Origin of the sequence: Curtobacterium sp. MCJR17_055 (genome assembly GCF_003224335.1) — a bacterium.
GTDB lineage: Bacteria > Actinomycetota > Actinomycetes > Actinomycetales > Microbacteriaceae > Curtobacterium.
Genome location: NZ_QKLF01000003.1, coordinates 410,707 through 435,315, shown reverse-complemented (window position 1 = coordinate 435,315; position 24,609 = coordinate 410,707). Strand labels below are relative to the sequence as shown.

21 protein-coding genes and 5 tRNA genes are annotated in these 24,609 nt (G+C 73.3%); 8 read left to right on the top strand and 18 right to left on the bottom strand.

Annotated elements, in window-relative coordinates; translation table 11 throughout:
- Positions 1–43 precede the first annotated feature (43 nt).
- Positions 44–116: transfer RNA gene (locus DEJ16_RS09530), tRNA-Val, on the bottom strand.
- A gap of 248 nt (positions 117–364) precedes the next feature.
- Between DEJ16_RS09530 and DEJ16_RS09525 the strand changes: the two genes are divergently transcribed.
- The 3 genes from DEJ16_RS09525 to DEJ16_RS09515 all read left to right on the top strand — a co-directional run bounded on the left by DEJ16_RS09525 (position 365) and on the right by DEJ16_RS09515 (position 694).
- Positions 365–436: transfer RNA gene (locus DEJ16_RS09525), tRNA-Gly, on the top strand.
- Between the two features lie 86 nt (positions 437–522).
- Positions 523–596, top strand: a tRNA-Cys gene (locus tag DEJ16_RS09520).
- Positions 597–619: 23 nt separating this feature from the next.
- Positions 620–694, top strand: a tRNA-Val gene (locus DEJ16_RS09515).
- 184 nt (positions 695–878) lie between these two features.
- On the opposite strand, the gene DEJ16_RS09510 is transcribed toward DEJ16_RS09515, so the two are convergent.
- The 3 genes from DEJ16_RS09510 to DEJ16_RS09500 form a co-directional block, all read right to left on the bottom strand.
- Complete coding sequence (locus DEJ16_RS09510) at positions 879–1,790, bottom strand: hypothetical protein (protein ID WP_146232857.1); 912 nt, start codon at positions 1,788–1,790, stop codon at positions 879–881.
- Positions 1,791–1,833: 43 nt separating this feature from the next.
- A complete protein-coding gene (locus DEJ16_RS09505) occupies positions 1,834–2,580 on the bottom strand; it encodes a hypothetical protein (protein WP_110824900.1) in 747 nt (248 codons plus the stop codon).
- 505 nt (positions 2,581–3,085) lie between these two features.
- A complete protein-coding gene (locus DEJ16_RS09500; RefSeq protein WP_110824901.1) occupies positions 3,086–4,123 on the bottom strand; it encodes an LLM class flavin-dependent oxidoreductase in 1,038 nt (345 codons plus the stop codon).
- Between the two features lie 148 nt (positions 4,124–4,271).
- Here DEJ16_RS09500 and DEJ16_RS09495 point away from each other — a divergent pair, with 148 nt between their 5' ends.
- Entirely contained in the window at positions 4,272–4,964 is a 693-nt protein-coding gene (locus tag DEJ16_RS09495; RefSeq protein WP_181419541.1) for an SGNH/GDSL hydrolase family protein, read from the top strand.
- A gap of 21 nt (positions 4,965–4,985) precedes the next feature.
- Here DEJ16_RS09495 and DEJ16_RS09490 read toward each other — a convergent pair whose 3' ends face one another.
- Together DEJ16_RS09490 and DEJ16_RS09485 are read right to left on the bottom strand one after the other, a co-directional pair.
- Positions 4,986–6,419 (bottom strand): NAD(P)/FAD-dependent oxidoreductase, encoded by a 1,434-nt coding sequence (locus tag DEJ16_RS09490; protein ID WP_110824903.1) that lies wholly within the window; start codon positions 6,417–6,419, stop codon positions 4,986–4,988.
- The gene (locus DEJ16_RS09485; RefSeq protein WP_110824904.1) at positions 6,416–7,312 is read right to left on the bottom strand and encodes a UbiA family prenyltransferase; all 897 of its coding nucleotides are present in this window, start codon (positions 7,310–7,312) and stop codon (positions 6,416–6,418) included. The genes DEJ16_RS09490 and DEJ16_RS09485 overlap by 4 nt, the downstream gene beginning before the upstream one ends.
- Before the next feature lie 62 nt (positions 7,313–7,374).
- Here DEJ16_RS09485 and DEJ16_RS09480 point away from each other — a divergent pair, with 62 nt between their 5' ends.
- The gene (locus DEJ16_RS09480; RefSeq protein ID WP_110824905.1) at positions 7,375–8,571 is read left to right on the top strand and encodes a nucleotide disphospho-sugar-binding domain-containing protein; all 1,197 of its coding nucleotides are present in this window, start codon (positions 7,375–7,377) and stop codon (positions 8,569–8,571) included.
- A 121-nt stretch (positions 8,572–8,692) separates the two neighbouring features.
- Entirely contained in the window at positions 8,693–10,645 is a 1,953-nt protein-coding gene (locus DEJ16_RS16045; RefSeq protein ID WP_146232856.1) for a cellulose binding domain-containing protein, read from the top strand.
- A 12-nt stretch (positions 10,646–10,657) separates the two neighbouring features.
- On the opposite strand, the gene DEJ16_RS09470 is transcribed toward DEJ16_RS16045, so the two are convergent.
- Positions 10,658–12,040 (bottom strand): serine hydrolase, encoded by a 1,383-nt coding sequence (locus tag DEJ16_RS09470; protein WP_110824907.1) that lies wholly within the window; start codon positions 12,038–12,040, stop codon positions 10,658–10,660.
- A 123-nt stretch (positions 12,041–12,163) separates the two neighbouring features.
- Between DEJ16_RS09470 and DEJ16_RS09465 the strand changes: the two genes are divergently transcribed.
- Positions 12,164–12,235 (top strand) — tRNA-Gly (locus tag DEJ16_RS09465).
- A gap of 46 nt (positions 12,236–12,281) precedes the next feature.
- On the opposite strand, the gene DEJ16_RS09460 is transcribed toward DEJ16_RS09465, so the two are convergent.
- The 6 genes from DEJ16_RS09460 to DEJ16_RS09435 all read right to left on the bottom strand — a co-directional run bounded on the left by DEJ16_RS09460 (position 12,282) and on the right by DEJ16_RS09435 (position 18,084).
- Positions 12,282–12,533 (bottom strand): DUF6510 family protein, encoded by a 252-nt coding sequence (locus DEJ16_RS09460; RefSeq protein ID WP_110824908.1) that lies wholly within the window; start codon positions 12,531–12,533, stop codon positions 12,282–12,284.
- Entirely contained in the window at positions 12,533–13,348 is an 816-nt protein-coding gene (locus DEJ16_RS09455; protein ID WP_258365891.1) for a ferredoxin reductase, read from the bottom strand. The genes DEJ16_RS09460 and DEJ16_RS09455 overlap by 1 nt, the downstream gene beginning before the upstream one ends.
- Positions 13,345–13,938 carry a molybdopterin-dependent oxidoreductase gene (locus DEJ16_RS09450; protein WP_110825197.1) on the bottom strand — a complete coding sequence of 198 codons (594 nt, stop codon included), beginning with the start codon at positions 13,936–13,938 and terminating at the stop codon, positions 13,345–13,347. Before DEJ16_RS09450 ends, DEJ16_RS09455 begins: the two co-directional genes overlap by 4 nt.
- A gap of 116 nt (positions 13,939–14,054) precedes the next feature.
- Positions 14,055–14,915, bottom strand: a complete 861-nt coding sequence (locus DEJ16_RS09445) for a glycosyltransferase family 2 protein (RefSeq protein ID WP_258365890.1) — start codon at positions 14,913–14,915, stop codon at positions 14,055–14,057.
- A 53-nt stretch (positions 14,916–14,968) separates the two neighbouring features.
- A complete protein-coding gene (rfaE2, locus tag DEJ16_RS09440; RefSeq protein ID WP_110824910.1) occupies positions 14,969–16,579 on the bottom strand; it encodes a D-glycero-beta-D-manno-heptose 1-phosphate adenylyltransferase in 1,611 nt (536 codons plus the stop codon).
- Positions 16,576–18,084 carry an aldehyde dehydrogenase gene (locus DEJ16_RS09435; RefSeq protein ID WP_110824911.1) on the bottom strand — a complete coding sequence of 503 codons (1,509 nt, stop codon included), beginning with the start codon at positions 18,082–18,084 and terminating at the stop codon, positions 16,576–16,578. Before DEJ16_RS09435 ends, rfaE2 begins: the two co-directional genes overlap by 4 nt.
- Positions 18,085–18,300: 216 nt before the next feature.
- Between DEJ16_RS09435 and DEJ16_RS09430 the strand changes: the two genes are divergently transcribed.
- Positions 18,301–19,401, top strand: coding sequence for a glycosyltransferase family 9 protein (locus DEJ16_RS09430; protein ID WP_110824912.1), 1,101 nt, complete (start codon positions 18,301–18,303; stop codon positions 19,399–19,401).
- 91 nt (positions 19,402–19,492) lie between these two features.
- On the opposite strand, the gene DEJ16_RS09425 is transcribed toward DEJ16_RS09430, so the two are convergent.
- From DEJ16_RS09425 to DEJ16_RS09405, 5 genes are read right to left on the bottom strand one after another with little or no spacing between them, the layout of a single operon-like run.
- A complete protein-coding gene (locus DEJ16_RS09425; RefSeq protein ID WP_110824913.1) occupies positions 19,493–20,197 on the bottom strand; it encodes an SDR family oxidoreductase in 705 nt (234 codons plus the stop codon).
- Positions 20,198–20,246: 49 nt separating this feature from the next.
- Positions 20,247–21,638 carry a PfkB family carbohydrate kinase gene (locus DEJ16_RS09420; protein ID WP_110824914.1) on the bottom strand — a complete coding sequence of 464 codons (1,392 nt, stop codon included), beginning with the start codon at positions 21,636–21,638 and terminating at the stop codon, positions 20,247–20,249.
- Entirely contained in the window at positions 21,635–22,276 is a 642-nt protein-coding gene (locus tag DEJ16_RS09415; RefSeq protein ID WP_110824915.1) for an SIS domain-containing protein, read from the bottom strand. Before DEJ16_RS09415 ends, DEJ16_RS09420 begins: the two co-directional genes overlap by 4 nt.
- On the bottom strand, positions 22,273–23,541 hold the full coding sequence (locus DEJ16_RS09410; protein ID WP_110824916.1) for a glycosyltransferase: 1,269 nt from the start codon (positions 23,539–23,541) through the stop codon (positions 22,273–22,275). The genes DEJ16_RS09415 and DEJ16_RS09410 overlap by 4 nt, the downstream gene beginning before the upstream one ends.
- A complete protein-coding gene (locus DEJ16_RS09405; RefSeq protein ID WP_110824917.1) occupies positions 23,542–24,579 on the bottom strand; it encodes a glycosyltransferase in 1,038 nt (345 codons plus the stop codon). It abuts the gene before it with no gap.
- Between the last annotated feature and the right edge of the window lie 30 nt (positions 24,580–24,609).

Below are 24,609 nucleotides of genomic sequence, written 5' to 3'. Positions count from 1 at the left end.
GCGTCGGGCTCTTCGGGGTGTTCTTCCGGCCCTGGAGGGCACGTGGGCGATACCAGACTCGAACTGATGACCTCTTCGGTGTGAACGAAGCGCGCTACCAACTGCGCCAATCGCCCCCTGCACTTGCGTGCGGATCGATAGTAGCGGATGTCGGGCCGTGCTCCGAACACTCGTCGCCGGTCGCGCGCGTCGCTCACGGCCAGACCGGCCGGGAGGCCCGTGGAGGCCCCGCCGATCCGCACCGCTCCGGGGGACACGCCCGGTGGACGGAACCGGTTTTGGAGAAACAGCGTGATCTGGGTACAGTTTACGAGTCGCCGCGAGAGCGGGTCGGACAACACCGGTGTGACTCAGGTCAGACCATGCGGATGTGGCGCAGTGGTAGCGCATCACCTTGCCAAGGTGAGGGTCGCGAGTTCGAATCTCGTCATCCGCTCGAGGTGCCTGTCTTCTCCGGAAGACAGCAACTCTCCAGAAGAGGTATCCCACCGATCGGGTACTACGCCAGACGTGGACCTTGATGGTGGGGTGGCCGAGAGGCGAGGCAGCGGCCTGCAAAGCCGTCCACGCGGGTTCGAATCCCGTCCCCACCTCCAGTCCGCTCCGGCAGAACTCATCTGGGCGATTGGCGCAGCGGTAGCGCGCTTCCCTGACACGGAAGAGGTCACTGGTTCGATCCCAGTATCGCCCACCAGGACGAAAGCCCCCGGGAGACCGGGGGCTTTCGTCGTTCTCGACAGCCGGCGCATGCTCGGTGCTCGGCACGGAGCACGCACGGGGCTGGTGATGATGGCCCGCCATCCGCTCCTGCGGACGTCGTCCGAGCCGGCTTCGGAGCAGGTGCAGGTGCAGGTGCAGGACGGTCACGCTCCCCGAACTCAGCCGACCCCGTCGACGCTGTAGATCGTCGGTGCCGGCACGAAGCGGAGCCACGGGGTGTGCGTTCGGAACCAGAACGAGCCGCCGCCGACCGTGAAGACGTGCGGGCCCTCCGTCCGGTTCAGCGTGCGGGCGACGGCGTCCTGATTCTCGGAGTCGACGCCGCGGGACAGTGTCAGCGGACCGCATTCGGACGTGTCGATTGCGACAGCCGGGTGGGACGAGCCGATGCCTCTCGTCGAGCGGTTCGACACCGTCACGGCTTCAGCCGCGGTGATGGTGCACGTCACCTGCTGTTTGTGTGCGTCGTCGTAGGCGACAGCGACCCACAAGCCGGGGAACATCAGCAGCGAGACGATGAAGAAGCCGACGATGAGCACCATCGTGAACAGGTGGTACACCGGCCGAGGTCGTGTCTGGACGGTGAGCTTGCTGAAGAAGTCGGAGAACTCCGCCCACGGCTCGGCCGCGTTCTGTTCCAACCATCCGACGAGCACGTCGTGGTGACGGTGGTAGCGGTCCGTCGTGAATCCGCGCCCGCGAGCGGTCACACCACTGATGACGGTGTTGCCCTTCCCCGAGGCGCGGAAGTGGACGAGCTCACCGGGCCTGATGACCTGCGTCCGGAAGATCCCACGGGTCACCTCGAGCCGGTCCGGGAACACCCGCACCCCGGCGAACAGCGCGCTGACAGACAACACGAGCGCCAACGTGCCGACGAGGAGCAGCATCCCGCTCGTCCACACATGGGTGAACACAGCTGCCCCGAACACGTCGCGGCTCCACGCCAGCCAGAGCCCCATCGCGAACACGCCTGCAGAGAGGGCCGTCCACGCGATCGGCGTGATCATGCTCCCGCGGACCGTCACCGGGCGCTCACCACGCACCACACTCGCTGCTTCCCCCGTCACGAGTCGACCGTACCGAAGCGCACCGACCGCCGAGCGCCATCGGTCAGCCCTCCGGCAGTGTGCGGACCCAGTGTTCGAACGTCACGATGTCCTCGTCGACGATCACTGCGGCCGGGCGGGAATCGTCCTTCTCGTCGATGAGCACGAGGGTGTCGTCTGGCAGACCAGCTGTCGCCTCGCCGATGACGGAATCGGGCGCTGCGACGCCGACCCGGGTGAGGAACGTCAGCCGCTCTCCCGGGATGGACTCCACCGTGTCCGTCTCCTTGTCGAAGAACCCTGCGAGTTCGGAGACACGGAAGCGGGTGGCGCCGTCCCGGGTGGTGATGGTGACTGCGGGCACGGTGCGGCGTCCGAACGTGTGGGTGGTTGGCTCTGCGGTGACATCGGACCCTGACCACGGCTTCGCTGCCGCCAGCGGCACCTTGTCCACCTTCGACGGCTTGGTCTTCCGGGGGAACGCAGCCGTCACCGCGAGGCCGCCGGCAATGACGGCCAAGAACCACGCCGGGCCGGAGACGACCTTCGTCCAGAGCAGGACCCAGAAGACGACGAGCCATCCGGCCCAGGTCAGGTTCGACAGCCACTTGGAGTCTCGCCGCGCGCCGAGGAACCACAACCCGGATCCGTACGCGAGCCCGGCCGCCGTCGGCAACCAGAACGCCACTGGATCGCTGCTCAGCACCGGCCGGTGCAGGACGGCCGAGGTGATGACCGCGACGACGGCGATGGTCCCGAGGAGGTACCGGTTGGCGCGGCGGTCTCGTTCCCGGGTGGTGAGTGTGGCCATCGGTGGTCCCCCTGTGCTTCGTGGCGTGCTCGTCGGGCGGCAGATGCGGCACGACGTCCGGAATCCCGCTCGATGCTGCCCAGTCAAGCAGAACCCTGGAGTTCGATTCCGGCCTGCTCGCCCCGCCGGGATGACGTCGAGGCGTACTGTGAGTGGGACGTCGGCTCCGAACATGACTCCGGACGGAAACGACGTGCCGAGCATGGACAACGAGATCGGCTGATGATGCTGCGACGGCTGCTCACGGTGGGAGTGGTTTCCGCTGCTGCTGTCTTGCTTAGCGGGTGCGGCAACGGCACGTCCGCTGGTGACAGTGGAGGACAGACGGTGACTCCGGCGCCGCTGACGTCTGTTGGGCCGACTGGTGACCCGTCGTCGTCGTACTGGACAGATGAGCGGGTGGAATCCGTCGAACCGGAACGCATGCCGACCGTGGGCTGACGTCAGGGAAAGCACTGGTCGAGGCCGTCAACGAGTCCCCGGGAAACGGGACTCTTCGTCGTTCTCAGGACTGGCTGGACTCGCTGTCGTGCGGCGCCCACCCGAGTTCCGGCCCGAGTCGCTCGGCGATGTCCGAGACGATCTGCGCGTACTCGTCGGGCTCGAAGGAGAACGGCAGTGCGAACGCGACCTCGGTGGCGACCTGGTACCCCGCGTCGGCGCGGAGCCGGTCCGCGATCTCGACCGACGAGCCGACGAGGTCCGCGGCGAACAACAGTCCCGCCGGACCCGTCGGGACACCGACACGGCCGGCGCGGCGTTCGGCGTAGGCCCGGTACCGCGCCTCCTGCTCCCGTGTGGCGGTGTCCGTCGGGATCACCACGAGGCCCTGGGAGACGCGCGCGGTGCTCGGGTCGGGGTGTGCGTCGAGGTAGGCGTCGACCTGGGCGCGCTGGTTCGCGGCGAAGTCGGTCCCGATCTCGCTCCGCGTGACGCTCGAGGTGAGCAGGTGGAACCCGTTGCGGGCCGCCCAGACCGCGGACGCCGTGCTGCCCGTGCCGTACCAGAGCCGGTCGACGAGCCCCGGACTGTGCGGCTGGACTCCGGTGGCGAACTCCTCGAACCCGCGCCGCTCGGCGACGGGGACGACCGCGTCGCCGCGCACGAGGTCCCGGAAGCGCAGGAGCCGGGCGTTGCCGAGGTCCTCGTGCTCGGCGGTGTCCGGGTAGATCGCCTCGCGGTAGAGGTCGAAGTTCATCGGGGTCCCGACGGAGAAGCCCGGGTTGAGTCGTCCGTCGAGGAGCACGTCCACGGTGGCGAGGTCCTCGGCGAGACGGAACGGGTTCTCCGCGCCGATCGGGGTGACGGCCGTCCCGAGCGCGATGCGGCTGGTGCGCTGCGACGCGGCCGCCATCACCGCGACGGGGGAGGAGACGCCGTGCTGCAGGTGCCGGTGCCGGAGCCACGCGCTGTCGAGGCCGAGCGCCTCGGCGCGTTCGATGACGCGGAGCGTGTCCTCGTGACCGGCAGCGGGGCGGGCCGGGTCGAAGGTCCCGATGGTCAGGAAGCCGAGGCGTGCGAGGGGTCGTCCGTCAGTGGGCATGCTCTGATCGTCCCAGACGGGTGCCACCACGGGGCAGGCCGACGGGATGACCGCGGCGCCCCAGCAGACCCGACGTGGTCCGCGCCAGGGTGAGGCGACCGCGGGCTGACGCGACCGCGGGGTGCCGGCATCCGCTAGGTTCTCCACCGTGCCCCGATCGGTTCCGCCCCGTCTCCTCGGGCTCCTCTCCGCCGTCCTCGTCAGCGCCACGGTCGCGACGGTGGCGGTCCTCCCGAACGGGACCGCACCCGACGCCACGCCGGCGGCCGCCCGTGCCACCGCTCCGGTGTCGTTCACGTTCGCCGGCGACAGCGTCACACAGGCGTCGAACACCTGGTCGTGGACGAAGTACGTGTCGACGAGCCGCGCGACGTCCGTCGGCGGCGTCGGGCGGGGCGGCGACACCTCGGCGACGGTGGCGGACCGGGTCACGCGGCAGGACGCCGACGTCCTCGTCGTCATGGTCGGCGTCGGTGACGTCCGGACCAGGGTCGGTCCGTCGACCGTGCGGAAGAACATCAGCACGATCGTCGGGAAGGTGCGCGCACGGCACGTGGTCGTCGCGGCGATCCCGCCGTGCGACGTCACGGACCAGGCGGGCAACCACGTCGACCGACGCGCGCAGGGCTTCGTCCTGAACCGGTCCCTGCAGGAGTACGCGTCCTCGCGTGGATGGGGATGGGTGGACCCGTTCTCGTCCGTGCGCCGCATCGACAACGGCTGGGTCGCCGGCACCGGGAAGGGCGACGGCGTGCACCCGAGCGTCGCGACGGCGAAGCGGTACCTCGGACCGCGCATGACGGTCGCGATCACGCAGGCGGTCGTCGGCGCGAAGCCGTAGGGCCCGTCTGACGCCCCCGTGTCAGACCGGGGTCGACTTCAGCAGCCGGTTCACCGCGATCATCGCGCCGCCCACCACGGCGGGGACACCGCCGCCAGGGTGCACCGACGCGCCGACGCGCCACAGCCACGGCCGCCAGGGGTCGTTGTACGAGGGACGGTGGAACGGCCCGCTGAGCCACGGCGGACGCGCCGCGCCGTACAGCGCGCCGTGTGGTTCGCCGCCGCCGCCGTAGTACTGCGGATCGAGCACCGTCTGCTCGTCGATGAGGTCGGTGATCGGCCGGTCGAGCCCCATCGCGCGTGAGACGCGGTCGACCTCGCGCCGCACGAACGGGTGCTCGGCCGTGTAGTGACCGCCGTCGGCGGGGGCGGTGAGCAGGATGCCGACGGTGCTGCGCGGGTTCGGGTAGACCTCGCCCGCGCGGTACTGGTTGACGAACACCATGGTCTCCGCCGGCTCGTCGCCCGCCTCGAGGCTGCGGTGGAGCGCGGCGGGCTTCGTCGGCAGCACCACGCTGTGCGTGGCGAGGTCCGCCGGCAGTTCCTCCCGCAGCACGCCGTACAGGGCGATGGCCGAGCAGGAGAGGGCGCGGGGGCGCAGACGGGGGAGCGTGGGGACCCGCGACGGACCCATCAGCGTGGTGAGCCGATCGGCGTCCAGGGCGCTGACGACGAGGTCGGCGGGGTGACGACCCACATCGGTCGTGACCGATCCACGCTCGATGCGGGTGACGGCCTCGCCGGTGCGGACGTCGACCCCGGCCGCCTCGGCCAGCCGACCCAGCGCGAGCACGATCTCGTAGACGCCACCGCGCGGCACCCATGCCCCGGTCTCCGCCATGATCGCCGGCATGCTCGCGTAGAGGGCCGGCGTGCGTGCGGGCGACACGCCAGCGTTGAGGGTGTGGATCGCGATCACCTCGCGCAGCCCGTCGGGCAGCCAGGGGAGGCCGTCGAGGTACGCGCGCGTGGTGAGGCGGGAGCCGTAGACGGCCAACAGTCTCCGGAGAGCGGGGAGGGCGGCTCGGTCGAGGGGGTCGGCGAGCAGCAACTCGGTCACGTCGTCCGCGAGGGGTGCGTGCAGGTCGGAGAACCGTCGCCAGGCGGCGTACCAGGGGTGACCGGGGGCCACCGGCAGGGAGGTCTCGTCGTCGTTGAAGAAGTAGCGGCCCACCTCCGGCATCCGCACCAGGTCGAGGTGCCCGGCGTCGCGGGCGCGGTCGGCGGCGGGCCCGCCGTTGCCGAGCCGTCGAAGCAGCTCGTCCCACACCGCCGGGAACGTCATCAACGACGGCCCGGTGTCGATGCGGTCCTCGCCCAGCTGGATGCGTCGGCTCTTGCCGCCGAGCTCGGTGGAGGCCTCGAGCAGGGTGACGCGGTGGCCGGCGTGCGCGAGCAGCGCGGCGGCGGTGAGGCCGCCGATCCCGCCGCCGACGACGACTATGCGGCTCACGAGGCACCTCCCAGCACGATCCAGACCATGAGCAGTACGCCGGCGAACGACCCGGCGATGTACGGGAAGGCGACCGACAGACGGTAGAGGCGGTGCCCGGTCTCCGGCGTCGGGTCCCGGAACAGGCGCACCACGAGGATGCCGGCGATCAGGAGGTTGACGGCGGCCACCGGCACGCTCACCACGGCGAACAGCGCCGTCGAGACGATCCACCAGGCCCCGCTCCAGAGAGCCGTGCCGCGCGCGCCGAGCCGCACTGCGGTGGTGGCGATGCCCGCGTCACGGTCCTCGACGATGTCCTGGACCGCATCGAAGGCGTGCTTCGCCACGCTCCAGGCCATCAGACCGATGGCCGCGGGCCAGACCGGCGTCACCGCGAGGGCCGCGGGCACGATGACGAGTGGCAGTGCGTAGGCGGCGTTGCTCAGCGAGTCGAGGAACGGCCGCGCCTTGAAGCGCAGCGGCGGCGCCGAGTAGAAGACGAACACGCCGACGTAGAGCAGGATCGCCGCGTTCGCGAGGAGCGGCAGCGTCAGGAGGAAGCCGACGAGGAACGGGACGTTGACGACCGCGACCGCCCAGGCGATGAGTCGCACCTCGGACTGTCGGATCCTGGCACCCTCGATGGAGCCCTTGCGGGGGTTGGCCGCGTCCGTGTCCTGGTCGTAGATGTCGTTGACGCCGTAGATGAGCAGGTTGAACGGCAGGGTGAGCCACAGGATGACCGGCAGTGCCCGCACGTCGAACAGCGCGCCGGTGAGCCACACGGCGACGAGCCCGGAGCCGATGGTGTTGATCCAGAGCACGGGGCGCGAGATGTGGACCAGTCGGCGCACGGCCGCGCCGATCTCCGACGGTGCTGTGCGCGACACCCGCTCACTGCCGTCAGTCACGCGACCGAGCGTACCCGGCCCGCCTCGACCTCGGTCAGCGGCGTCCCGGCCAGACTGGGGGGATGCGCATGATGCTGCTGACCGCCGGCACCCGGGGCGACGTGGAGCCGTTCGCAGCCCTGGCGCGACTCGCCGCGTCCCGCGGTCACGAGGTCCGGCTCGCCCTGCCCGACGACGCGCCCGCGCCCGAGGGGGTGGAGACCGTGGCCCTCGGTCTGGACGTGCAGCGGGTGCTCCGCCCGGCTGGTCGGACGCCCTGGGCTCTCGCGCACCACCTGCGTGCGGAGGTGCGGCCCGCGATGCGTCGGATGTTCGCGGCCGCGGTGCGGGAGACGGTCGCGTTCGGCCCCGACGTGGTGGTGCACCACCCGCTCGTCCTCAGCGCGCCGATGGTGGCGGACTCGCTCGCCGTGCCCCGCGTGCTGGTGGAGTTCGCGCCGGTGGCCACCCCGAGTGAGCGCTTCCCCGCCGCCGGTGGCCCGACGGCCACGCGCGACCTCGGCGCTCACAACCGGTCCACCTACGCCGTACCGCGCACCGTTGCACGGTTCTTCGACGCCGACGTGGCGCACGCCGCTGCCGGGCTGCCGGACGGTCGTCGTCCCGCCCGACGGTCGCCGTCACGTGCGACCCTCATGGCCGTGAGCCCGGAGTTGCTGCCGCGGCCCGACGACTGGCCGGAACGGGTGCACCAGACGGGGGCCTGGTACGACGAGGCCGGGACCGCGAGCCCGGACCGCGTCGTCAGCGCCTTCCTGACGGGCGGCCCCTACGTCGTCGCCTCGTTCGGCTCGATGGCGAGGGGGGACGCAGCTGCTCGGGGAGGCGCGGTCGTCTCGGCGGCCCGCGCCCACGGGCTGCGGGTGCTGCTCGTCACCGGGTGGGGTGGACTGGCGCTGCCTCCCGAGTGCCACGGCCCGGATGTGCTGGCGGTGCGGTCGGCACCGTTCGACGCCGTGCTGCCGGGCGCGTCGCTCGCCGTGCACCACGGCGGAGCGGGCACCTCACACGCCGTCGCCCGAGCTGGCGTCCCCGCCGTCGTCGTCCCCGTCACCGCCGACCAGCCGTTCTGGGCTGCCCAGCTGCATCGACAGGGGATGGCCGCCGCTCCGATCCCACTGCGCCGCCTGTCCGCGAGCACCCTCGTGCCGGCGATGCTCGACGCCTCGTCCCGCCGGGAGCGTGCGACCGACGTGGGCCGGATCATGCGGCGGGAGCACGGGGTGCAGCGGGCGCTCGACGTGCTCGAGTCGCTCTGACACCCCGGTTCCGGTGGAGGACCGTCCCCGACACTGACGAGCCGCGACGAGCCGCCGATACCCCCGGGTGAAGACGTCGGCCCGCAGGGGGACCGACACGCTCCGACGGGAGGCGACCGCGATGCGTCTGCGCTCAGGGTTCCGGAAGGTGCTGCCCGCAGCGCTCCTCCTCGCGGTGGTGAGCACTGCGGTCGTCGCCGTGCCCGGCGTGACGTCGGCTGCCGCCGGTACCGCCGCCCGGGTGGACGTCACGTGGGAGAACACGTCGAGCTGGCGCACCGGCTTCCGCTCCACGGTCACGGTCGCGAACGGCGGCTCCGCGAAGCTGCGCGGGTGGCGTGTCCTGCTGTCGTACGAGTCGAAGGCCGTGGTGATCCGCGACGCCCGCAAGGTCGCGAGCACGAGCCGGTCGTTCACCGTCGCCGGTCCCACCCGACGCGTCGACCTCGCCGCGGGTGGTCGGGCGACGTTCCGGGTCGACTCGCGCAAGGTGTCCGGCGCGAAGCGCGTCCCCACGGCGTGCACCGTCGTCGGGGCGTCGGTGCCCTGCTCGGTGAACGGCGGTCCCGCGACACCCGGCACGGGAGGCCCGACCCCGGTGCCGACGGCGGCACCGGTCCCGACGCCCTCGACGACTCCGACGCCGACCGCGGGACCGCCCGTCGCGCACAAGGACGGCTCCGTCGTCGTCGGCTGGCGCACCGTCGACGCGTGGCCGTCCGGCTCCCAGTCCTCGGTGACCGTCACGAACCGGTCGTCCGTCCGCCTCGACCCCTGGCAGGTGCGGTTCGTGTACGCCGCGCGCGTCGCCGAGATCTGGGACGCCACCGCGACGACCACGAGCGACGGCTTCACCGCGACCGCTCCGTCCTGGGCCAGGGGCCTCGACCCGAGCGCCGCGACGTCCTTCGGGTTGACCTCGATCTCGACCCCCGGCGGGGGCCGGGTGCCGACGGGCTGCAGCATCGTGGGACTCCCCGCGGGCCGGGACGTCGCCTGCACGGTCGCGAGCGAGTCCGACCCGACGGCAGGGCCCGGGTCCGCGCCGACCCCGACACCCAGCCCGACCGTACCGGCACCGGCACCGGTACCGACCCAGGTCCCGACCCCGGCCGCGCCGGCTCCGATGCCGCTCCCCGCGCCGCACGTCGGTGACACGCTGGTCGCACCGTACGTCGACATGGGCCTCTGGCCGACCGCCGATCTCCGGAGCTCCGCGGCCGCGACCGGCGTCCGCGCATTCACGCTCGCCTTCATCGTCTCGGACAACGGCGGCAGCCCCTGCACGCCCGCATGGGCCGGCTTCGACGCCTACCGGATCGGCGGCCCGCAGGACTTCGCGGGGAACATCGCCGCGTTCCAGCAGACCGGCGGTCGGGTGGTCGTGTCGTTCGGCGGCGCGGTCAACGACGAGCTCGCGCTGCGGTGCACGGACCCGGCGGAGCTGCAGGCGGCCTACCAGCAGGTGGTCGACCGGTTCGGCGTCGACCGCATCGACCTGGACATCGAGGGCGCTGCGCTGTCCGACACGGCTGCGAACGAGCGTCGCGCCGTGGCGGTCGCCGGGGTCGTCCGGGCCCAGGCGGCGAAGGGCCGCAGTCTCGAGGTGTCGCTGACCCTCCCCGTGATGCCGACCGGACTCACCCGCGAGGGCCTCGCCGCGGTCGCCGGGCTGGCGGCTGCGGGGGTCCGGATCGCGGCGGTGAACGTCATGGCGATGGACTACGGCACCGGTCCGCAGCGCATGGCGACGGCGGCGCAGGACGCTGCGACGTCGACCGCCGCGCAGCTCGCCTCGGTGCCCGCGTACGCCGGGTGGACGGCCCAGGAGCGGCTGTCGGCGATCGGCATCACCCCGATGATCGGCCGCAACGACACCGGGGAGGTGTTCACACGGACGGACGCCGAGGACCTCGCCCGCTGGTCCGTCGCGCACGGGATCGAGGTGCTCGCATGGTGGGAGGTCACTCGCGACCAGCCGTGCACCCCGTCGATCCCCACGTACATGTGCTCGGGCGTGACCGACGCACCGTGGACCTTCGCCCGTGCCTTCGTCCGCGGGGCGACGGGTTAGTCGGGGAGCCGGTCAGTCCGGCCGACGCAGCGTCGCGACGCCGTCGTGCAACGGCTGTGTCTCCCACGCAGCCGTGACGGCCCCGTCGGCCAGGTCGACGCGGACGTGCAGCAGGTGCGGTGTCTCGACGAACCGCACGTCCACCGACACGACGTCCCCGGAGCGTGCCCCGCTCGTGGCGGTCGCACCCGCGACCAGCCACTCGCCGTCGCCGACAGGAGCCGTCACCTCGCCGGACGGGTCGACCAGGGTGAGCACCCAGTGGCCGGACGGGTCCTGGGACAGGTGCACGGCCTCCAGTCCGGAGTCGCCGTCCACCGGTGCCGGCGAGGACGGCGGGGTGGCGGGCAGGGTGCCGAGCGGCTCGCCGACGAGCGGCGGCAGCGCGAGCCCGGCGAGTCGGGCGCGCAGGCGGTCTTCCGAGTCCACTGCACCCGCGCGGTCGACCGCGGGCAGCAGGTGCTCCCACACCGCGTCCAGGACGGCCTGCATGTCGGTGCTCTGACCGGTCATCGCGACGACCACGTCCGACTCGGGGAGCACGACGCAGAACTGGCCGTAGGCACCGTCACCGCGGAAGCCGTGCCGGGCCATCCAGAACTGGAAGCCGTACCCCTGCGACCAGTCCGGGTCCGCCTCGTCCGGGTTCACCACCTGCACGCTCGTGGCCTGCTCGATCCAGTCCTCGTCGAGGACGCGTTCGCCGTCCCACACGCCGCGCTGCAGGTACAGCTGACCGAGTGCGGCGATCGCGTCCGTCGTCGTGTAGCCGCCGCTGTACCCGAGTTCCGCGCCGGTGTCGTCGCGGCGCCACGAGAAGTCGTCGATGCCGAGGGGGGCGAAGAGCCGCGGCCGCAGGTACTCGAGCAGGGACGTCCCACTGGCCCGCCGAACGATCTCGGCGAGCGTGTACGTGCACGGCTGGTTGTAGGCGAAGACGCTGCCGGGTTCCTCGTCGAGAGGCAGGAGCAGGAACCCACGGACGGTGTTCGTCGGGTCGATCGCCTCGGCGTGGTCGATCGTCTCGCTCCGGTGGCCGCTCGCCATCGCGAGCAGGTGCCGCACGCGCATCCGCCGGGTCCGTTCGTCGGTGACCTCGGCGTCGAGTTCCGGGAAGTGACCGACCACGGGCGCGTCGAGGTCGACCAGTCCGGCGCGGACGGCGATCCCGACGGCGGCCGCGGTGAAGCTCTTGCTGAGCGAGTACAGCAGGTGCACCCGGTCCGGCGCGAAGGGGGCCCACCACCCTCCGGCGGCGAGCTCGCCGTGCCGCAGGACCATCAGGCTGTGCGGCTCCACGCCGGGCGCGGCCTCGAGCGCGGAGACGAGCTGGTCGATGCCCGCGGCGTCGATGCCGAGGGCGGACGGGGAACTGCGTCGGAACGTCGTCGTCACCCGTCCGACCCTAGCCCGACCGGCCGTTCCGAGGTCCGGCACGCCCGACACGCGGACGGGAGGCCCGGATCACCCCGCCGGTCGGGTACAGTTGTCGACGTTGGCCACCCCGGTGGGCAGCGTGCGGATGTGGCGCAGTGGTAGCGCATCACCTTGCCAAGGTGAGGGTCGCGAGTTCGAATCTCGTCATCCGCTCGGAACAGCAGGACACGTGAACCCCTCGGCCGGGCGGCCGGGGGGTTCAGTCGTTCGCGACGGCTCGCGCGCCGGGGAGGGCGACCCAGTGCTGCGCCCCTGCGTCGACCACCGTCACGAGCACCGTGTCGCAGCCGCGGCAGCGGGCGACGCTGCCCATCGCGGTCCGGTACACCCGGGTCACCGCCAGACGGCCGGTCGTGTCGCAGCCCGAGCAGCGGAGCCGGGCCGAGGTGGCATCGACCCCGAGCACCTCGCCGAGGTCCCCGGCCAGGGCGTTGCCGTCGACGATCGTCATCAGGAGCCTCCGAACCGTTCCGCACGCACCCCGGTGGTGTCGTGTCCGAGTTCCCCGAGCCAGCGCAGGACCTGTTCGACGAACGGCGTCGATCCGCAGACGTAGACCTGTGCGTCGGCGTCCGGCGGCAGGACGGCGGCCGCGAGCCGGTCGCGCGTGAGTCGTCCGACCGGGGCCGTCGACCCCTCGGGAGCGCGTCGGCTGTACACGACGTCGAGGTCGAAGGGCGCGCGGTCTGCGGTGCGCAGGGCTGCGTCGAGCTCCGCGCGGAAGAAGACGTCCTCCGGGGTGCGGACGGCGTAGAGCAGCCGGAAGGGCGTCGGGTCCTCGGCGTCGGCGTGCGCGGCGACCATCGGCAGGAGCGGCACGACGCCGGACCCGCCGGCGATGAGCTGCACCGGGCGGGACGCCGGGTCGGCGCCCGGACGCCAGACGAACCAGCCGCCGAGGGGACCGTGCACCTCGAGCGCGTCACCGACCTCGACGGCGTCGACGAGGAACGGGGACACCTCGCCGTCCTCGACCCGGTCCACGGCGAGCGTCACGCGCGTGCCGTCCCCGGAGGACGCGATGGAGTAGGACCGCGTGGCCTGGTAGCCGTCCTCGGCCGTCAGCCGCAGGTCAAGGTGCTGCCCGGGGTCGTTGCCGGGCCATGACGGCACGTCGAGCACCAGCCGTCGGGCGTTCGGGGTCTCGGGGGAGACCGCGGCGACGGTCGCCGGGTGCCACGCCGGGCGGCGGAGCGGACGGCCCGGCGTGACGGGACCGGTGCGTGCCTCCAGGCCGGGGGCGCCGTCGGTGCTGGACAGGGTCACCAGTACCGCTCTTCCTTCCACGGGTCGCCGTGCATGTTGTAGCCGGCGTTCTCCCAGAAGCCGGGCTCGTCCTCGGCGTGCATCGTGATGCCCCGCACCCACTTCGCGCTCTTCCAGAAGTACAGGTGCGGCACGAGCAGCCGGGCCGGACCGCCGTGCTCCGGGCTGAGGGGCTCGCCGTCGGCCTCGAACGCGATCCACGCCTGACCCTCGAGGAGTTCGTCGAGGGGGACGTTCGTCGTGTAGCCGCCGAAGCTGTGCACCATGCAGAAGTCGAGCGAGGTCTCGATGTCCGCGAAGAGCTTGTCGAGGGGGACCCCGCGCCAGGCCATGCCGAGCTTCGTCCAGTGCGTGACGCAGTGGATGTCGACCGTGACGTCCTCGAGCCCGAGCGCCCGGACCTCGTCCCACGTCCAGGTGTGCAGGCCGGACTCGGTGCGGATCGAGAAGCTCCACTCGGAGGGCTCGATCTCGGGTGTGGCACCCGCCGAGAGCACCGGCCAGTCCTGCACCAGCGTCTGCCCGGGCGGGATGCGGCTGTCGTCGGCGTCCCGGCGGCGTCCGCCGAACCCGCGTGTGAAGGTGGCCATCGCGTCCTCGTTCCCATGGTCGTCGCCGGCCACGTCCGTGCCGCTGCGTCGATCCTGCCGCACGGCCGACCGCTTGTCAGCAGCCGCGCGGCGCTGGGCGTGGCGTGCCCGATCGGTCAGGTGCCCGGGTGCTGATCCGCGTGCTGCTGGTGCGCTTCGTGCGCGAAGACCACGTCCGGCGCGTCGACGGAGCGGTCCGTCACCGTGGTCGGGGCCTCGAGGTGCACGGCCCCGGACGGCACGATGCCGGCGCCGCCGAAGCGCTCCATCACCCGCCACTGGACGACCACGTCCTCGCCCGCGTGTCCGATCGGCAGGGTCTCCCAGAACCCGAAGCCGCCGACCGCCTCGAGCGCGGCCCGGTCGTACATTGCGCAGGCGCCGACCCACGCGACGCGGTACGGCAACCAGCCGCCCGGCTCGACGTCGAGCTCGGCCGCGACGTGGACCAGGTTCGCGGCGTTGTGCAGGGACCAGCGGTCGAACCCGGGCGTGCCGCGGCGCACCACCTCGGGGACGACCGGGCCGTCCCACAGCGCGAACGGTGCCGTCTCGTGCGGACGGCGGTCCTCGAGGTACGACAGCCCCTGGACCGCGCTCCCGACGAAGCCGGTGCCGAGCGAGCGCAGGGCGTCGAGCATCCGGTGCACGGACCCGGGTTCCAGCCAGACGTCGTCGTCGAGGAACAGGACGGCGTCCGCGGTGGCGTGCGCGAGCAGGAAGTGCCGGTGCTCGGCGAGTCCGCGCCGCTCCGGGTGGGTGAGCAGCGTGACGGGCCGGCCCTGGGCCTCCAGGACGCGGACCATGGCGGCGATCGCCGGCTGCGCGGCGGCGTCACCCGTCGCGGACTGGTCGCTGAGCACGAGACGGAAGGCGACGTCGGTCTGGGCCGCCAGGCCGGCGAGGGTCGCGGCGAGCTCCGCCGTGCGCCCGACGGTCGGGACGAGGACGTCGACGTCGACCGGGGTGCTCTCCACCGCCGGGTCCGCGGTCGGGCGACCCCACTCGCCGGACCACCGTGCCCCGCGCGTCATGCGTCCCCGGACACGGCGGTCGCTTCTCCCGTCGGCGCGCCGGTGCCGGCGGCGGTGCCGGTTCCGGCGGCGGTGCCGGTTCCGGCGGCGGTCTCACGGATGCGACGGACGACGGCGCTCGTCGAGTGCTCGGCGACGTAGTCGACCATGACGACCTCGCCGCCGTGGGCCCGCACGACCTCGGTCTCGCTGAGCATCTCGGGGGAGTAGTCGCCGCCCTTGACGTAGACGTCCGGCCGGATGCGCTCGATGAGCGGGATCGGGGTGTCGGTCGCGAACACCGTCACCAGGTCGACGCAGGCCAGCGCGGCGAGGACGCCGGCGCGGTCCTCGGCGGTGTTGATCGGCCGCTCCGGACCCTTCAGTCGACGGACCGAGTCGTCGTCGTTCAGTGCGACGACGAGCAGGTCGCCGAGCTCGCTCGCCTGGCGGAGGTACGTGGTGTGCCCGCGGTGGACGACGTCGAAGCAGCCGTTCGTGAACACGATGCGGCGCCCGGTGCGACGGGCCTCCTCGACGGCGGCGGCGAGTTCGTCGTGGTCGACGACGGTCTCGGCCGGTGCGGACACCGAGGCCACGAGCGCATCGGCCGTGCAGACCGAGGTCCCGGCCTCGCGCACCACGACGTCGGCAGCCGCCTGGGCGAAGGAGACGGCCTCGCGGACCGGGGTCCCGACGGCGAGGGCGACCGAGGCCGCGGCGCAGAACGTGTCGCCGGCGCCGGACGCCTGCTGCTCGGACGCCGGCGTGGCACGCGTGCGGTGCACGTCCGACAGCGTGCTGTCCGCGCCGGCGGCCTCGAGCAGCACCGTCCCGTTGCGGTCGAGCGTGACGACCGCGTTGCGCGCGCCGGTGACGGCGAGGACCTCGTCGCGTGCGGCGACCACGGTCGTGGCCCGGTCGGCGCCCTGCCCGAGGTCGCGGCCGAGCAGCGCGGCGGCCTCGCCGGCGTTCGGCGTGACGAGGTCCGGACGAAGGGTCTGCCAGCGGCTGAGGTCGTGGGCGTCCACGACGACGGTCATGGGGCGGTCCTGTCCGAGGACCGGCACGATGGCGGTGGCGTCGACGCCGAGGTCGTAGTCGCAGACGACGACCGTGTCCGCACGGGCGTCGGTCGCCGTCCCGGGGGCGTCCCCGGACGCGGTGCCGCGCACGGCTGCCGCCGTCGCCTCGGCGAGGAGGGCCGTGTCCGCCGCACTCGGCGGTCCGGCCAGGTCGTCGACCCGGACGACGACACGGTCACCCCCGACGATGCGGTCCTTGCAGGTGGTCGTCGCACCCGGGACCGCGACGAGCCAGCGCGTGTCCACCCCGGCGGCCTCGAGCCGGTCACGCAGGACCCGCCCGGTCTCGTCGTCGCCGATCAGGGCGACCATGCGGACGCGCGCACCCAGGGCGCGGGCGTTGACCGCGGTGTTCGCCGCGCCTCCCGGGACGGCGATGGTCTCGGTGACCCGGACGACGGGCGCGGGGGCCTCGCGCGAGACCCGTTCGGCGGCACCGACCGTCCAGCGGTCGAGGATGACGTCCCCGACCACCACGACGACGGGCTCCTGCGCCGCGACCGCGTCGACGACGCGACGGACCGAACGGACGTCGGCGCTCATCGGACGTCCTCGGCGGTGGCGGTGTCGGTGTCGTGGCTGCCCGCGGTCGCCGGGTCGACGGCGTCGGCGGTGCCGGCGGTGCCGCTCGTCCGACGCGGGGCGGCCTCGAGGTGCACGACCGTGGTGGTCGTCATCTCGTCGAGCAGGTGCGGGCCGTAGCCGAAGCCGGAGCCGGAGGCGCCGCGGGGCTCGGCGCTGCCGCCCGGTGCGCCGCCGAACACGGCGTTGATCTTCACGGTGCCGACGGGCAGCTCCGCGGCGGCACGGAGCGCGGTCGCGGTGTCGCCGGTCAGGACGGTCGCGGCCAGGCCGTACCGGTCCTCGGCGGCCAGGCGGAGCCCCTCGGCCATGTCGTCCACGACGCGGAGCGGGGCGATCGGACCGAAGGTCTCCTCGGTGAGCACGAGCATGTCGTCGGTGCAGTCGGTGAGGACGGTCGCGGGGTAGAACGTGCCGGCGCCCTCCGGCACCGAGCCGCCCGTCAGCACCCGTGCGCCGGCATCGACGGCCTGGTCGACGTGCTCCTGGACGGTCGTGCGCAGACGCTCGTCGACGAGGGGACCGAAGTCGGCGGCAGCCGAGGCGGTCTTCCGCTCCGCGGCGCGCACCAGGGCGGCGGTGAACTCATCGGCGATGTCGCGGTGCACGTAGACGCGCTCCACGCTCGTGCAGATCTGTCCGGTGTTCGCGAAGGCACCGAGGGCGACCTGTTCCGCCGCCCACACCGGGTCGACGTCGGCGTCCACGACCGCGGCGTCGTTGCCACCGTTCTCGCGGATCACGTGCGCGCGGGTGCGGAGCGCGGCCTCGGCCAGGCGGTCGCCCGTCGCCGTCGAGCCGACGTGCGCGTACACCGCGATGCCGTCCTCGGCGAGGAGCTGCTCACCGGTCGTCGCGTCGCCGTCGACGCCCACGAGCACGCCCTCGGGGAGCTCGGCGGCGAGCAGGCGGTTCAGGAGCGCGATCGTGCCCGGGCTCCGCTCGCTGCCCTTGTGCACGACCGTGTTGCCGGCGACGATCGCCGCTCCGAGGATCCCGCACGCGACGGCGACCGGGTCGTTCCACGGCGTCAGCGCGAGCACGACGCCGCGCGGGTGCGGGACGGCGAAGTCGGCGGCGCCGTGGTTCCCGCGGAGCGCCTCGCCCCGGTGCAGCGGGCCGAGCTCGGCGTACTGGATGAGCGTGTCGATGCCGGCCTCGACGCCGCCGAGGGCGTCGCCCGGGACCTTGCCGGTCTCGCGGGTGTTCATCGCGGCGAGCTCGTCGGCGTGCTCGCGGAGCCGCTCGGCCGCGGCGCGGAGGACCGCGCCGCGCTCACCGGGAGCGGTCCGGGCCCATCCCGTCGCCGCCGCCCGCGCACGCGCGACCGCGTCGCGCACCTCGTCCGCCGTGCTCCGGCGGGTCTCCGAGGCCACCTCGCCGGTCACGGGGTCGAGCACCGTGATCGTGTCCGCGGACGGGTCGTCCGTCGACGGGGCGGTGGTGGTGGGGGCATCGAGCGTCATGTGCGTCCTCTCGTGGTGGTCCGGCGTCGTGGCACCGGCCCCTCCACGCTGCTCCTTCTCCGCTGGACACGCCCGGGGGATGCGTGGGTGTGTCCACGGGACGCAGCGCCGAGCGCCGCTGCAGGGCTGCTGCACACCGGCCCGACCGCGGCCGGGTAGGAACGAAGGGATGCGGTCGGACGACCCGCCGCGTCGGACACGAGGAGGACGACGGGCGTGGTGCAGATCGGACGTGGCGGCGAACGGTTCGAGGGGGTCCGCGAGATCGCGGTGCTCCGCGGTGGGGGACTCGGCGACCTGATGTTCGCGATGCCCGCGATCGAGGCCCTCGCGGCCGCGTACCCGGAGGCCCGCCTGACGCTGCTCGGGACCCCGATGGCGGCGGCGCTCCTGCCGGGGCGCACGGACGCCGTGCACGCCGTCGAGGAACTGCCCGTCTCGCCCGGTGTGCGTGACGGCGGTGACGGGGCACCGGACCTCGAGGACTTCTTCGCCCGGCTCACCGGCCGGTTCGACCTCGCCGTCCAACTACACGGCGGCGGGCGCAACTCGAACCCGTTCCTGCTCCGCCTCGGCGCCGCGCACTCGGTCGGCACCGCCACCGAGGACGCCACCCCGACCGAGCGCTGGGTGCGCTACGTCTACTACCAGCACGAGGTGCTGCGCGCGCTCGAGGTCGTCGGGCTGGCCGGTGCCGAACCGGTCACCCTGGACCCGAGGATCGTCGTCGGTGCCGACGAGCGCGCCGCGGTCCGGGACCGACTCGGGGTACGGGGCCGCCTGGTCGCGATGCACCCGGGCGCGACCGACCCGCGCCGCCGGTGGAGCCCCGAGCGCTTCGCCGCGGTGGCGATCGCCCGGCTCGAGGCAGGCGACGACGTCGTGCTCGTGGGCGACGACTCCGACCGACCGGCCGCGACGAGCATCCGGGCGTCCGTGTCCGAGGCGGTCGGGCCGGAGGTCGCCGCACGGCTGCACGACCTGACCGCCGCGCTGCCCCTGCGGGAGCTCCCCGCAGTGCTCGCCGCGGCCGACGTCATGGTCGGTGACGACTCCGGTCCCCGGCACCTCGCGGTCGCCGTCGGCACGCCGACCGTGGGCGTCTTCTGGTTCGGCAACGTCATCAACGCCGGTCCGCTCGACCGCGGCCGGCACCGCGTGCTCATGAGCTTCGTCACCCGTTGCCCGGTGTGCGACGTCGACGTCACCCAGGTGGGGTGGAGCGCCGAGCGCTGCGAGCACGACCCGTCCTTCGTCGACGAGGTCACGCCGGACCGAGTGCTGGCCGACGTCGAGGACCTGCTGGCCACGACCTGAGCGGTCGCGCCCGCGCGGCGCCACCGCAGACGGACGGGAGGCCCGGTACCAGCTGGTACCGGGCCTCCCGTCCGTCAGGCGCGTGCGACGGTCAGGGCCAGCTGGGCTCGGTCGCCGGCATGATCGACAGCTCGCGGATCTCGCAACCGGCCGGCTGGGAGAGGGCGAAGATGATCGAGTTCGCGACGTACTCCGGCTCGATGAGCTGCGCGTCCGGACCCGGCTTGTACTGCTCGGTGCGGTCGGCGAAGAAGTTCGTGCGCATGCCCGCCGGGATCACGTTCGTGACACCGATGCGGCCCGCGGTCTCGGCGGCGAGGGCCTGCGAGAACCCGCGGACGCCGAACTTCGACGCGGAGTAGGCGGTGCCGTGGCCGACGCCGCGCAGGGCGAGCGACGACGAGATCGTCACGACGCGGCCGTGCGAGGCCTCGAGCGCGGGCAGGGCGGCACGGACGGTCGACGCGGTGCCGATCAGGTTGACGCCGACGATCTTCTCCCAGTTGCCGGAGGAGATCGCGTCGATCGGGGCCGGGGTGTCGATGCCCGCGGCGGTCACGACGGCGTCGAGGCCCCCGTGGCGCTCGACCGCTTCCGTGACGGCGCGTTCGACGGCGTCGGTGTCCGAGACGTCCACGGCGACGGCGTCGACGCCCTCGGGGACCGCGTCGATCCGGAGGTCGAGGACGATCGGGGTACCGCCGGCCTCGGTGACGGCGGCGACGACGGCCGCGCCGAGTCCGGAGGCGCCGCCGGTGACGAGGACGCGGCCGATGGGGGTGGTGGGGACGGGCATGGATGTCCTTCGGTTCTGGTGCTGCGGTCGTGAGGTGGAGAGCGGGGGCTCAGCCGACGCGTTCGATCGCGGCGGCCAGGCGGGTGGTGGAGCGGCCCGGGTGGAACGGGACGGTGACGACCCGGCCGCCCCACTCGGCGAGGGTGACCGACTCGGGGAGTTCGTCGGCCGTGTAGTCGCCGCCCTTCGCCCAGACGTCCGGCTTGAAGCGACGGAGAGCCTCGTCGGGGGTCGACTCGTCGAACACGACGACGGCGTCGACGCAGTCGAGCGCGAGGAGGAGCTCCACGCGGTCGTCCTGCCCCATGATCGGGCGGTCCGGACCCTTCAGTCCGCGGACCGACTCGTCGGAGTTCAGGCAGACGACCAGGCAGTCACCGAGGGCGCGGGCAGCGGACAGGGTGCGGGCGTGCCCGGCGTGCAGCAGGTCGAAGCAACCGCCGGTCGCGACGACGACGCCGCCCGCGGCCCGGACGTCGTGCACGACCCGGAGGGCGTCCCGGTCGGCGCCCGGCACCGCGATCGGTGCGGGTGGTGCGCCCGCGACGAGCGAGGCGACGCCGCCGGCCGCGAGGTACGTGGAGGCGTCGGCGACCCCGGCGGTGACCGCGTCAGCGATCTCCGCGCCCGAGGCGAGCGCGACGGCGACGCCGGCGGCGAGACGGTCACCGGCACCGCAGGGGTCGCCGGCGGTGACGGAGGGTGCCGGGACGAACCGGGAGTCGAGGCCGCGCTCGGTGCGACGGCCGACGAGCGCGCCGCGTTCGCCCATGGTCACGGCGACGGCGTGCGCCGCCCACCGGGCGACGAGGTCGGCGGCGGCGTCGGTGGCGAACGCGACCCCGGTGCCGCCGAGCCCGGTGAAGCGCTGCGCCTCGCTCGCGTTCGGGGTGACCACGGTGACGCCGACCACGGGCGCCTCGCCCTTGGGGTGCGGGTCCCAGACCACCGGGGTGCGCTCGGCGACGGCGGTGAGCGCCGACCGCATGTCCTCGGCGGCGGTCAGCCCGCGACCGTAGTCGGCGACGACGACGGCGTCGGCGTCCTCCAGCGCGGCACGCATCTCAGCGGTGACCGCGGGGACGGGCGGGGTGTCGCACCCCTCGTCGATGCGGACGAGGGCGTGGTCCCCGACGCGCACCCGGGTCTTCACCGGGGTCGGTGCGCCGGAGGGGCCCTCGACGATCGTGACGCCCGGCAGGAGCGACCGCAGCCGCTCCGCGGGGGCGTCGTCGCCCAGCACGGTCACGAGACGGACGTCGTGGCCGTCCTTCGCGAGCATGGTGGCGACGAGTCCGGCACCACCGGCCCGGCGCTGTTCCGAGCGGACGTCGAGCACGGGCACCGGGGCGTCAGGACTGAGCCGTTCGCTCGTGCCGCTGACGTCCACGTCGAGCAGGGTGTCGCCGACGACGACGATGCGGAGCTGACGGTCGGTCATCGGGTGCCTCCTCGGCGGAGCGCGGGCTCCATGGCGCGGCAGAGGGCGTGCACGAGGACGAGCTGCGCCTCCTGCACGTTGGCGGACGGGCCGTCGATGGCGATGACGTCGTCGACCGCGCTCGCGAGCGGGTTCGGGACGGGACCGGTCATGGCGACGGACCGGGCGCCGACGTCGCGAGCGGCGGCCGCGGCGGCGAGCAGGTTCGGGCTCTTGCCGCTCGTGCTGAGGAGGACGACGACGTCGCCGGCCCGGGCGTGCGCGCGCACCTGCCGGGCGAACACCTGCTCGAAGCCGTAGTCGTTCCCGATGGCGGTCACGGCGGAGGTCTCGGCGTGCAGCGCGATCGCGGAGTACGCCGGGCGGTCGCCGTCGAACCGGCCGGTGAGCTCCGAAGTCAGGTGCTGCGCCTCGGCCGCGGACCCGCCGTTGCCCGCCGCGAGGAGCCGACGTCCGGCGACCAGGCGGGCGGCGATGTCGTCCGCCCAGGCCGCGATGTGGTCGCCGTGGTCGACGAGCGACGCGATGACGGGCACCGACGCGGCGATGTGGTCGAGCACGACGCGCGTGCTCGTGCCCTCGGCGGGGCCGGCTGTGCCGGACTCGGTCGTGCCGATCCCGGTCTGCTCGATGGTCATCGGGCGTTCCTCTCGGTGATGGGTGCGGTGGCTCCGACGCGGCCGCCGGCGACCAGGCGCTCGTACACGCGCTGGGTGTCGGCGGCGACCTTCTGCCAGGTGTACTTGGCCTCGGCGCGGCGGCGACCGGCGTGCCCGTAGGCGGTCCGGCGCTCCGGGTCGTCCAGCAGCCCGCCGAGCGCGACCGCGAGGCCGTCCTCGTCGCGCGGCTCGACGTGCAGGCCGGTGGCGTCCTCGACGACGGTGTCGATGAGGCCGCCGACGCGGGAGGCGACGACGGGTACGCCGCACGCCATGGCCTCGAGCGGGACGATGCCGAACGGCTCGTACCAGGGCGCGCAGACGACGACGTCGGCGCTGCGGTACACGGCCCCCATCTCCTCCTGCGCGAGCTGCCCGCGGAAGGACACGTGGTCGCGGATCCCGAGGTCGCGGGCCAGGGAGTCGAGTCGCTGGTACTCGGGGTCGTCGGGCAGGTCGGCCCCGGCGACACCGGCACCGCCGACGACGACGAGCTCGACGTCGCGACCCTCGGCGACCAGGCGGGCGACGGCGGCGATGGTCGTGCCGACGCCCTTGCGCTGCACGAGCCGGGAGGCGGTCAGGACGCGGTGGGTCCGGCCGCGCTCCTCCACGGGGCCGTCCGGGCGGAACAGCTCGACGTCGACGCCGCAGGGCACGACCGAGATGGAGCGGAGGGGGACGCCGAGTGTCTTCAGCTCGAACGCCTCGTCCGAGCACGTCGCGACGACCTGGTCGGCACCGCGGCCGACGGCCGGTTCGAGCCACTCACGCTCGGGCGGGCTGGTGTCCGCCGAACCCTGGTGCCGACGCTTGACGACACCGAGGGCGTGGAAGGTCTGGACGACGGGGATGCGCGGCTCACCGGTGCGCAGCTGCACCTGGGTGACGGCCTCGAGGGCCGCGTGCCCGGACATCCAGAAGTGCCCGTGCACCACGTCGGGGCGCTCGGACAGCCACTCGGACGCCAGGACCTGGGCGAACGTGCCCATGTAGGGCAGCAGGTCGTCCTTCGGCACGTGCTCGGCGGGACCGGCGTCGACGTGCACGACGTCCACGCCGGGGCGGAGGGTGACACGGACGGGCAGGGCCGCGTCGTCGCGGCGTGTGTAGACCGTGACCGTGTGGCCGCGGTCGGCCAGGGCCGCGGAGAGGGCGGCGACGTGGACGTTCTGGCCGCCGGCGTCGACGCCGCCGAGCGTCGCGAGCGGGCTCGCGTGCTCGGAGACCATGGCGATCTGCATCTAGCTGCTCCTCCCACCGGCCGGCAGCGCTGCGGCTCCGGCGGTCTCCGTCTCCCGCTCCGGACGCGGCGTGCGCATCCGGGCGTGGTGCTCAGTGTGCACGTCGTCGAGCAGGGCGTCCCAGTCCGCGGTGAAGCGGGACAGCGCGTGTCGCGCGAGCACGGCCTCCCGGGCGACGAGACCGCGTCGGCGCGCCTCGTCCGGGTCCTCGAGGAGCGTCCGGGAGGCCCGGACGAGCTCGTCGACGTCCGTCGCGATCGCACCGGCCTCGGCGGGCACCGTGCGGGACGCGTCCGTGGTGGCGAGGACGAGCACCGGCATCGCCATGTGCATCGACTCGATGAGCGACAGCCCGAGCGAGGTCCAGCGGTTCGCGTGGACGTACGCGCGGCGCTGCGCGAGGGCCGCGTGCATCGGGTCGGGCTTCACGTCCCCGAGCCCGACGAGCAGGTCGCCGTGGCCGAGTCCGGCGAGCTTCTCGGTGCCCATGCCGAAGACGTCGACCGGGGCGACCGCACCGAAGCGGGGGAGCAGGTCGGTGCCGACGACCCGGTTGCGGCGGACCGGCTCGTTGATGACGGCGCCGAAGCGCTCGAGCTCGCCGGTGTACAGAGCACCGGGGTCGACGACGCCGTGTTCGACGACGGTGGTCCGGGTCGAGCCGCAGTCCCACATCAGGGCGTTCCAGTGCGTCACGTGCGCGATCGTCACGTCGTCCCGGTCCCGGAACGGGTGCAGGCTGTCGGGTACGTCGACGCGTGGAGCGTTGTGCTCGACGAAGACGGTCGGGAAGTCCGTCCGCCCGAGGAGCCGCTGCGCGACCGCGAGTTCCTCCGGTCGCTGCAGGACCACCAGGTCCACGCCGGCGTCGGCGACGTCTTCGGGTGCGATCTCGACGGCGTTCGTCCCCCAGTCCCGGCCACCACGGCCGAGGCCCCAACCGTCACGCTCCGGGGTGGTCGGGATGAGGTACTCGTGCGGGCCGCGGACGAAGGCGTCCATCCAGCCGCCGTGCACGTGCCACACGAGGATCCGCATGCACTGCCTTTCGGTCGCTGTCGATCAGGA

Bases quoted from the DNA above. Each gene is read 5' to 3' on its own strand.
- DEJ16_RS09480 (WP_110824905.1), top strand. From the start codon at position 7,375: ATGCGCATGATGCTGCTGACCGCCGGCACCCGGGGCGACGTGGAGCCG.
- DEJ16_RS09505 (WP_110824900.1), bottom strand. From the start codon at position 2,580: ATGGCCACACTCACCACCCGGGAACGAGACCGCCGCGCCAACCGGTAC.
- DEJ16_RS09500 (WP_110824901.1), bottom strand. From the start codon at position 4,123: ATGCCCACTGACGGACGACCCCTCGCACGCCTCGGCTTCCTGACCATC.
- DEJ16_RS09450 (WP_110825197.1), bottom strand. From the start codon at position 13,938: ATGGCCACCTTCACACGCGGGTTCGGCGGACGCCGCCGGGACGCCGAC.
- DEJ16_RS09435 (WP_110824911.1), bottom strand. From the start codon at position 18,084: ATGACGCTCGATGCCCCCACCACCACCGCCCCGTCGACGGACGACCCG.
- DEJ16_RS09460 (WP_110824908.1), bottom strand. From the start codon at position 12,533: ATGACGATCGTCGACGGCAACGCCCTGGCCGGGGACCTCGGCGAGGTG.
- rfaE2 (WP_110824910.1), bottom strand. From the start codon at position 16,579: ATGAGCGCCGACGTCCGTTCGGTCCGTCGCGTCGTCGACGCGGTCGCG.
- DEJ16_RS16045 (WP_146232856.1), top strand. From the start codon at position 8,693: ATGCGTCTGCGCTCAGGGTTCCGGAAGGTGCTGCCCGCAGCGCTCCTC.
- DEJ16_RS09410 (WP_110824916.1), bottom strand. From the start codon at position 23,541: ATGCAGATCGCCATGGTCTCCGAGCACGCGAGCCCGCTCGCGACGCTC.
- DEJ16_RS09425 (WP_110824913.1), bottom strand. From the start codon at position 20,197: ATGCCCGTCCCCACCACCCCCATCGGCCGCGTCCTCGTCACCGGCGGC.
- DEJ16_RS09405 (WP_110824917.1), bottom strand. From the start codon at position 24,579: ATGCGGATCCTCGTGTGGCACGTGCACGGCGGCTGGATGGACGCCTTC.
- DEJ16_RS09415 (WP_110824915.1), bottom strand. From the start codon at position 22,276: ATGACCATCGAGCAGACCGGGATCGGCACGACCGAGTCCGGCACAGCC.
- DEJ16_RS09420 (WP_110824914.1), bottom strand. From the start codon at position 21,638: ATGACCGACCGTCAGCTCCGCATCGTCGTCGTCGGCGACACCCTGCTC.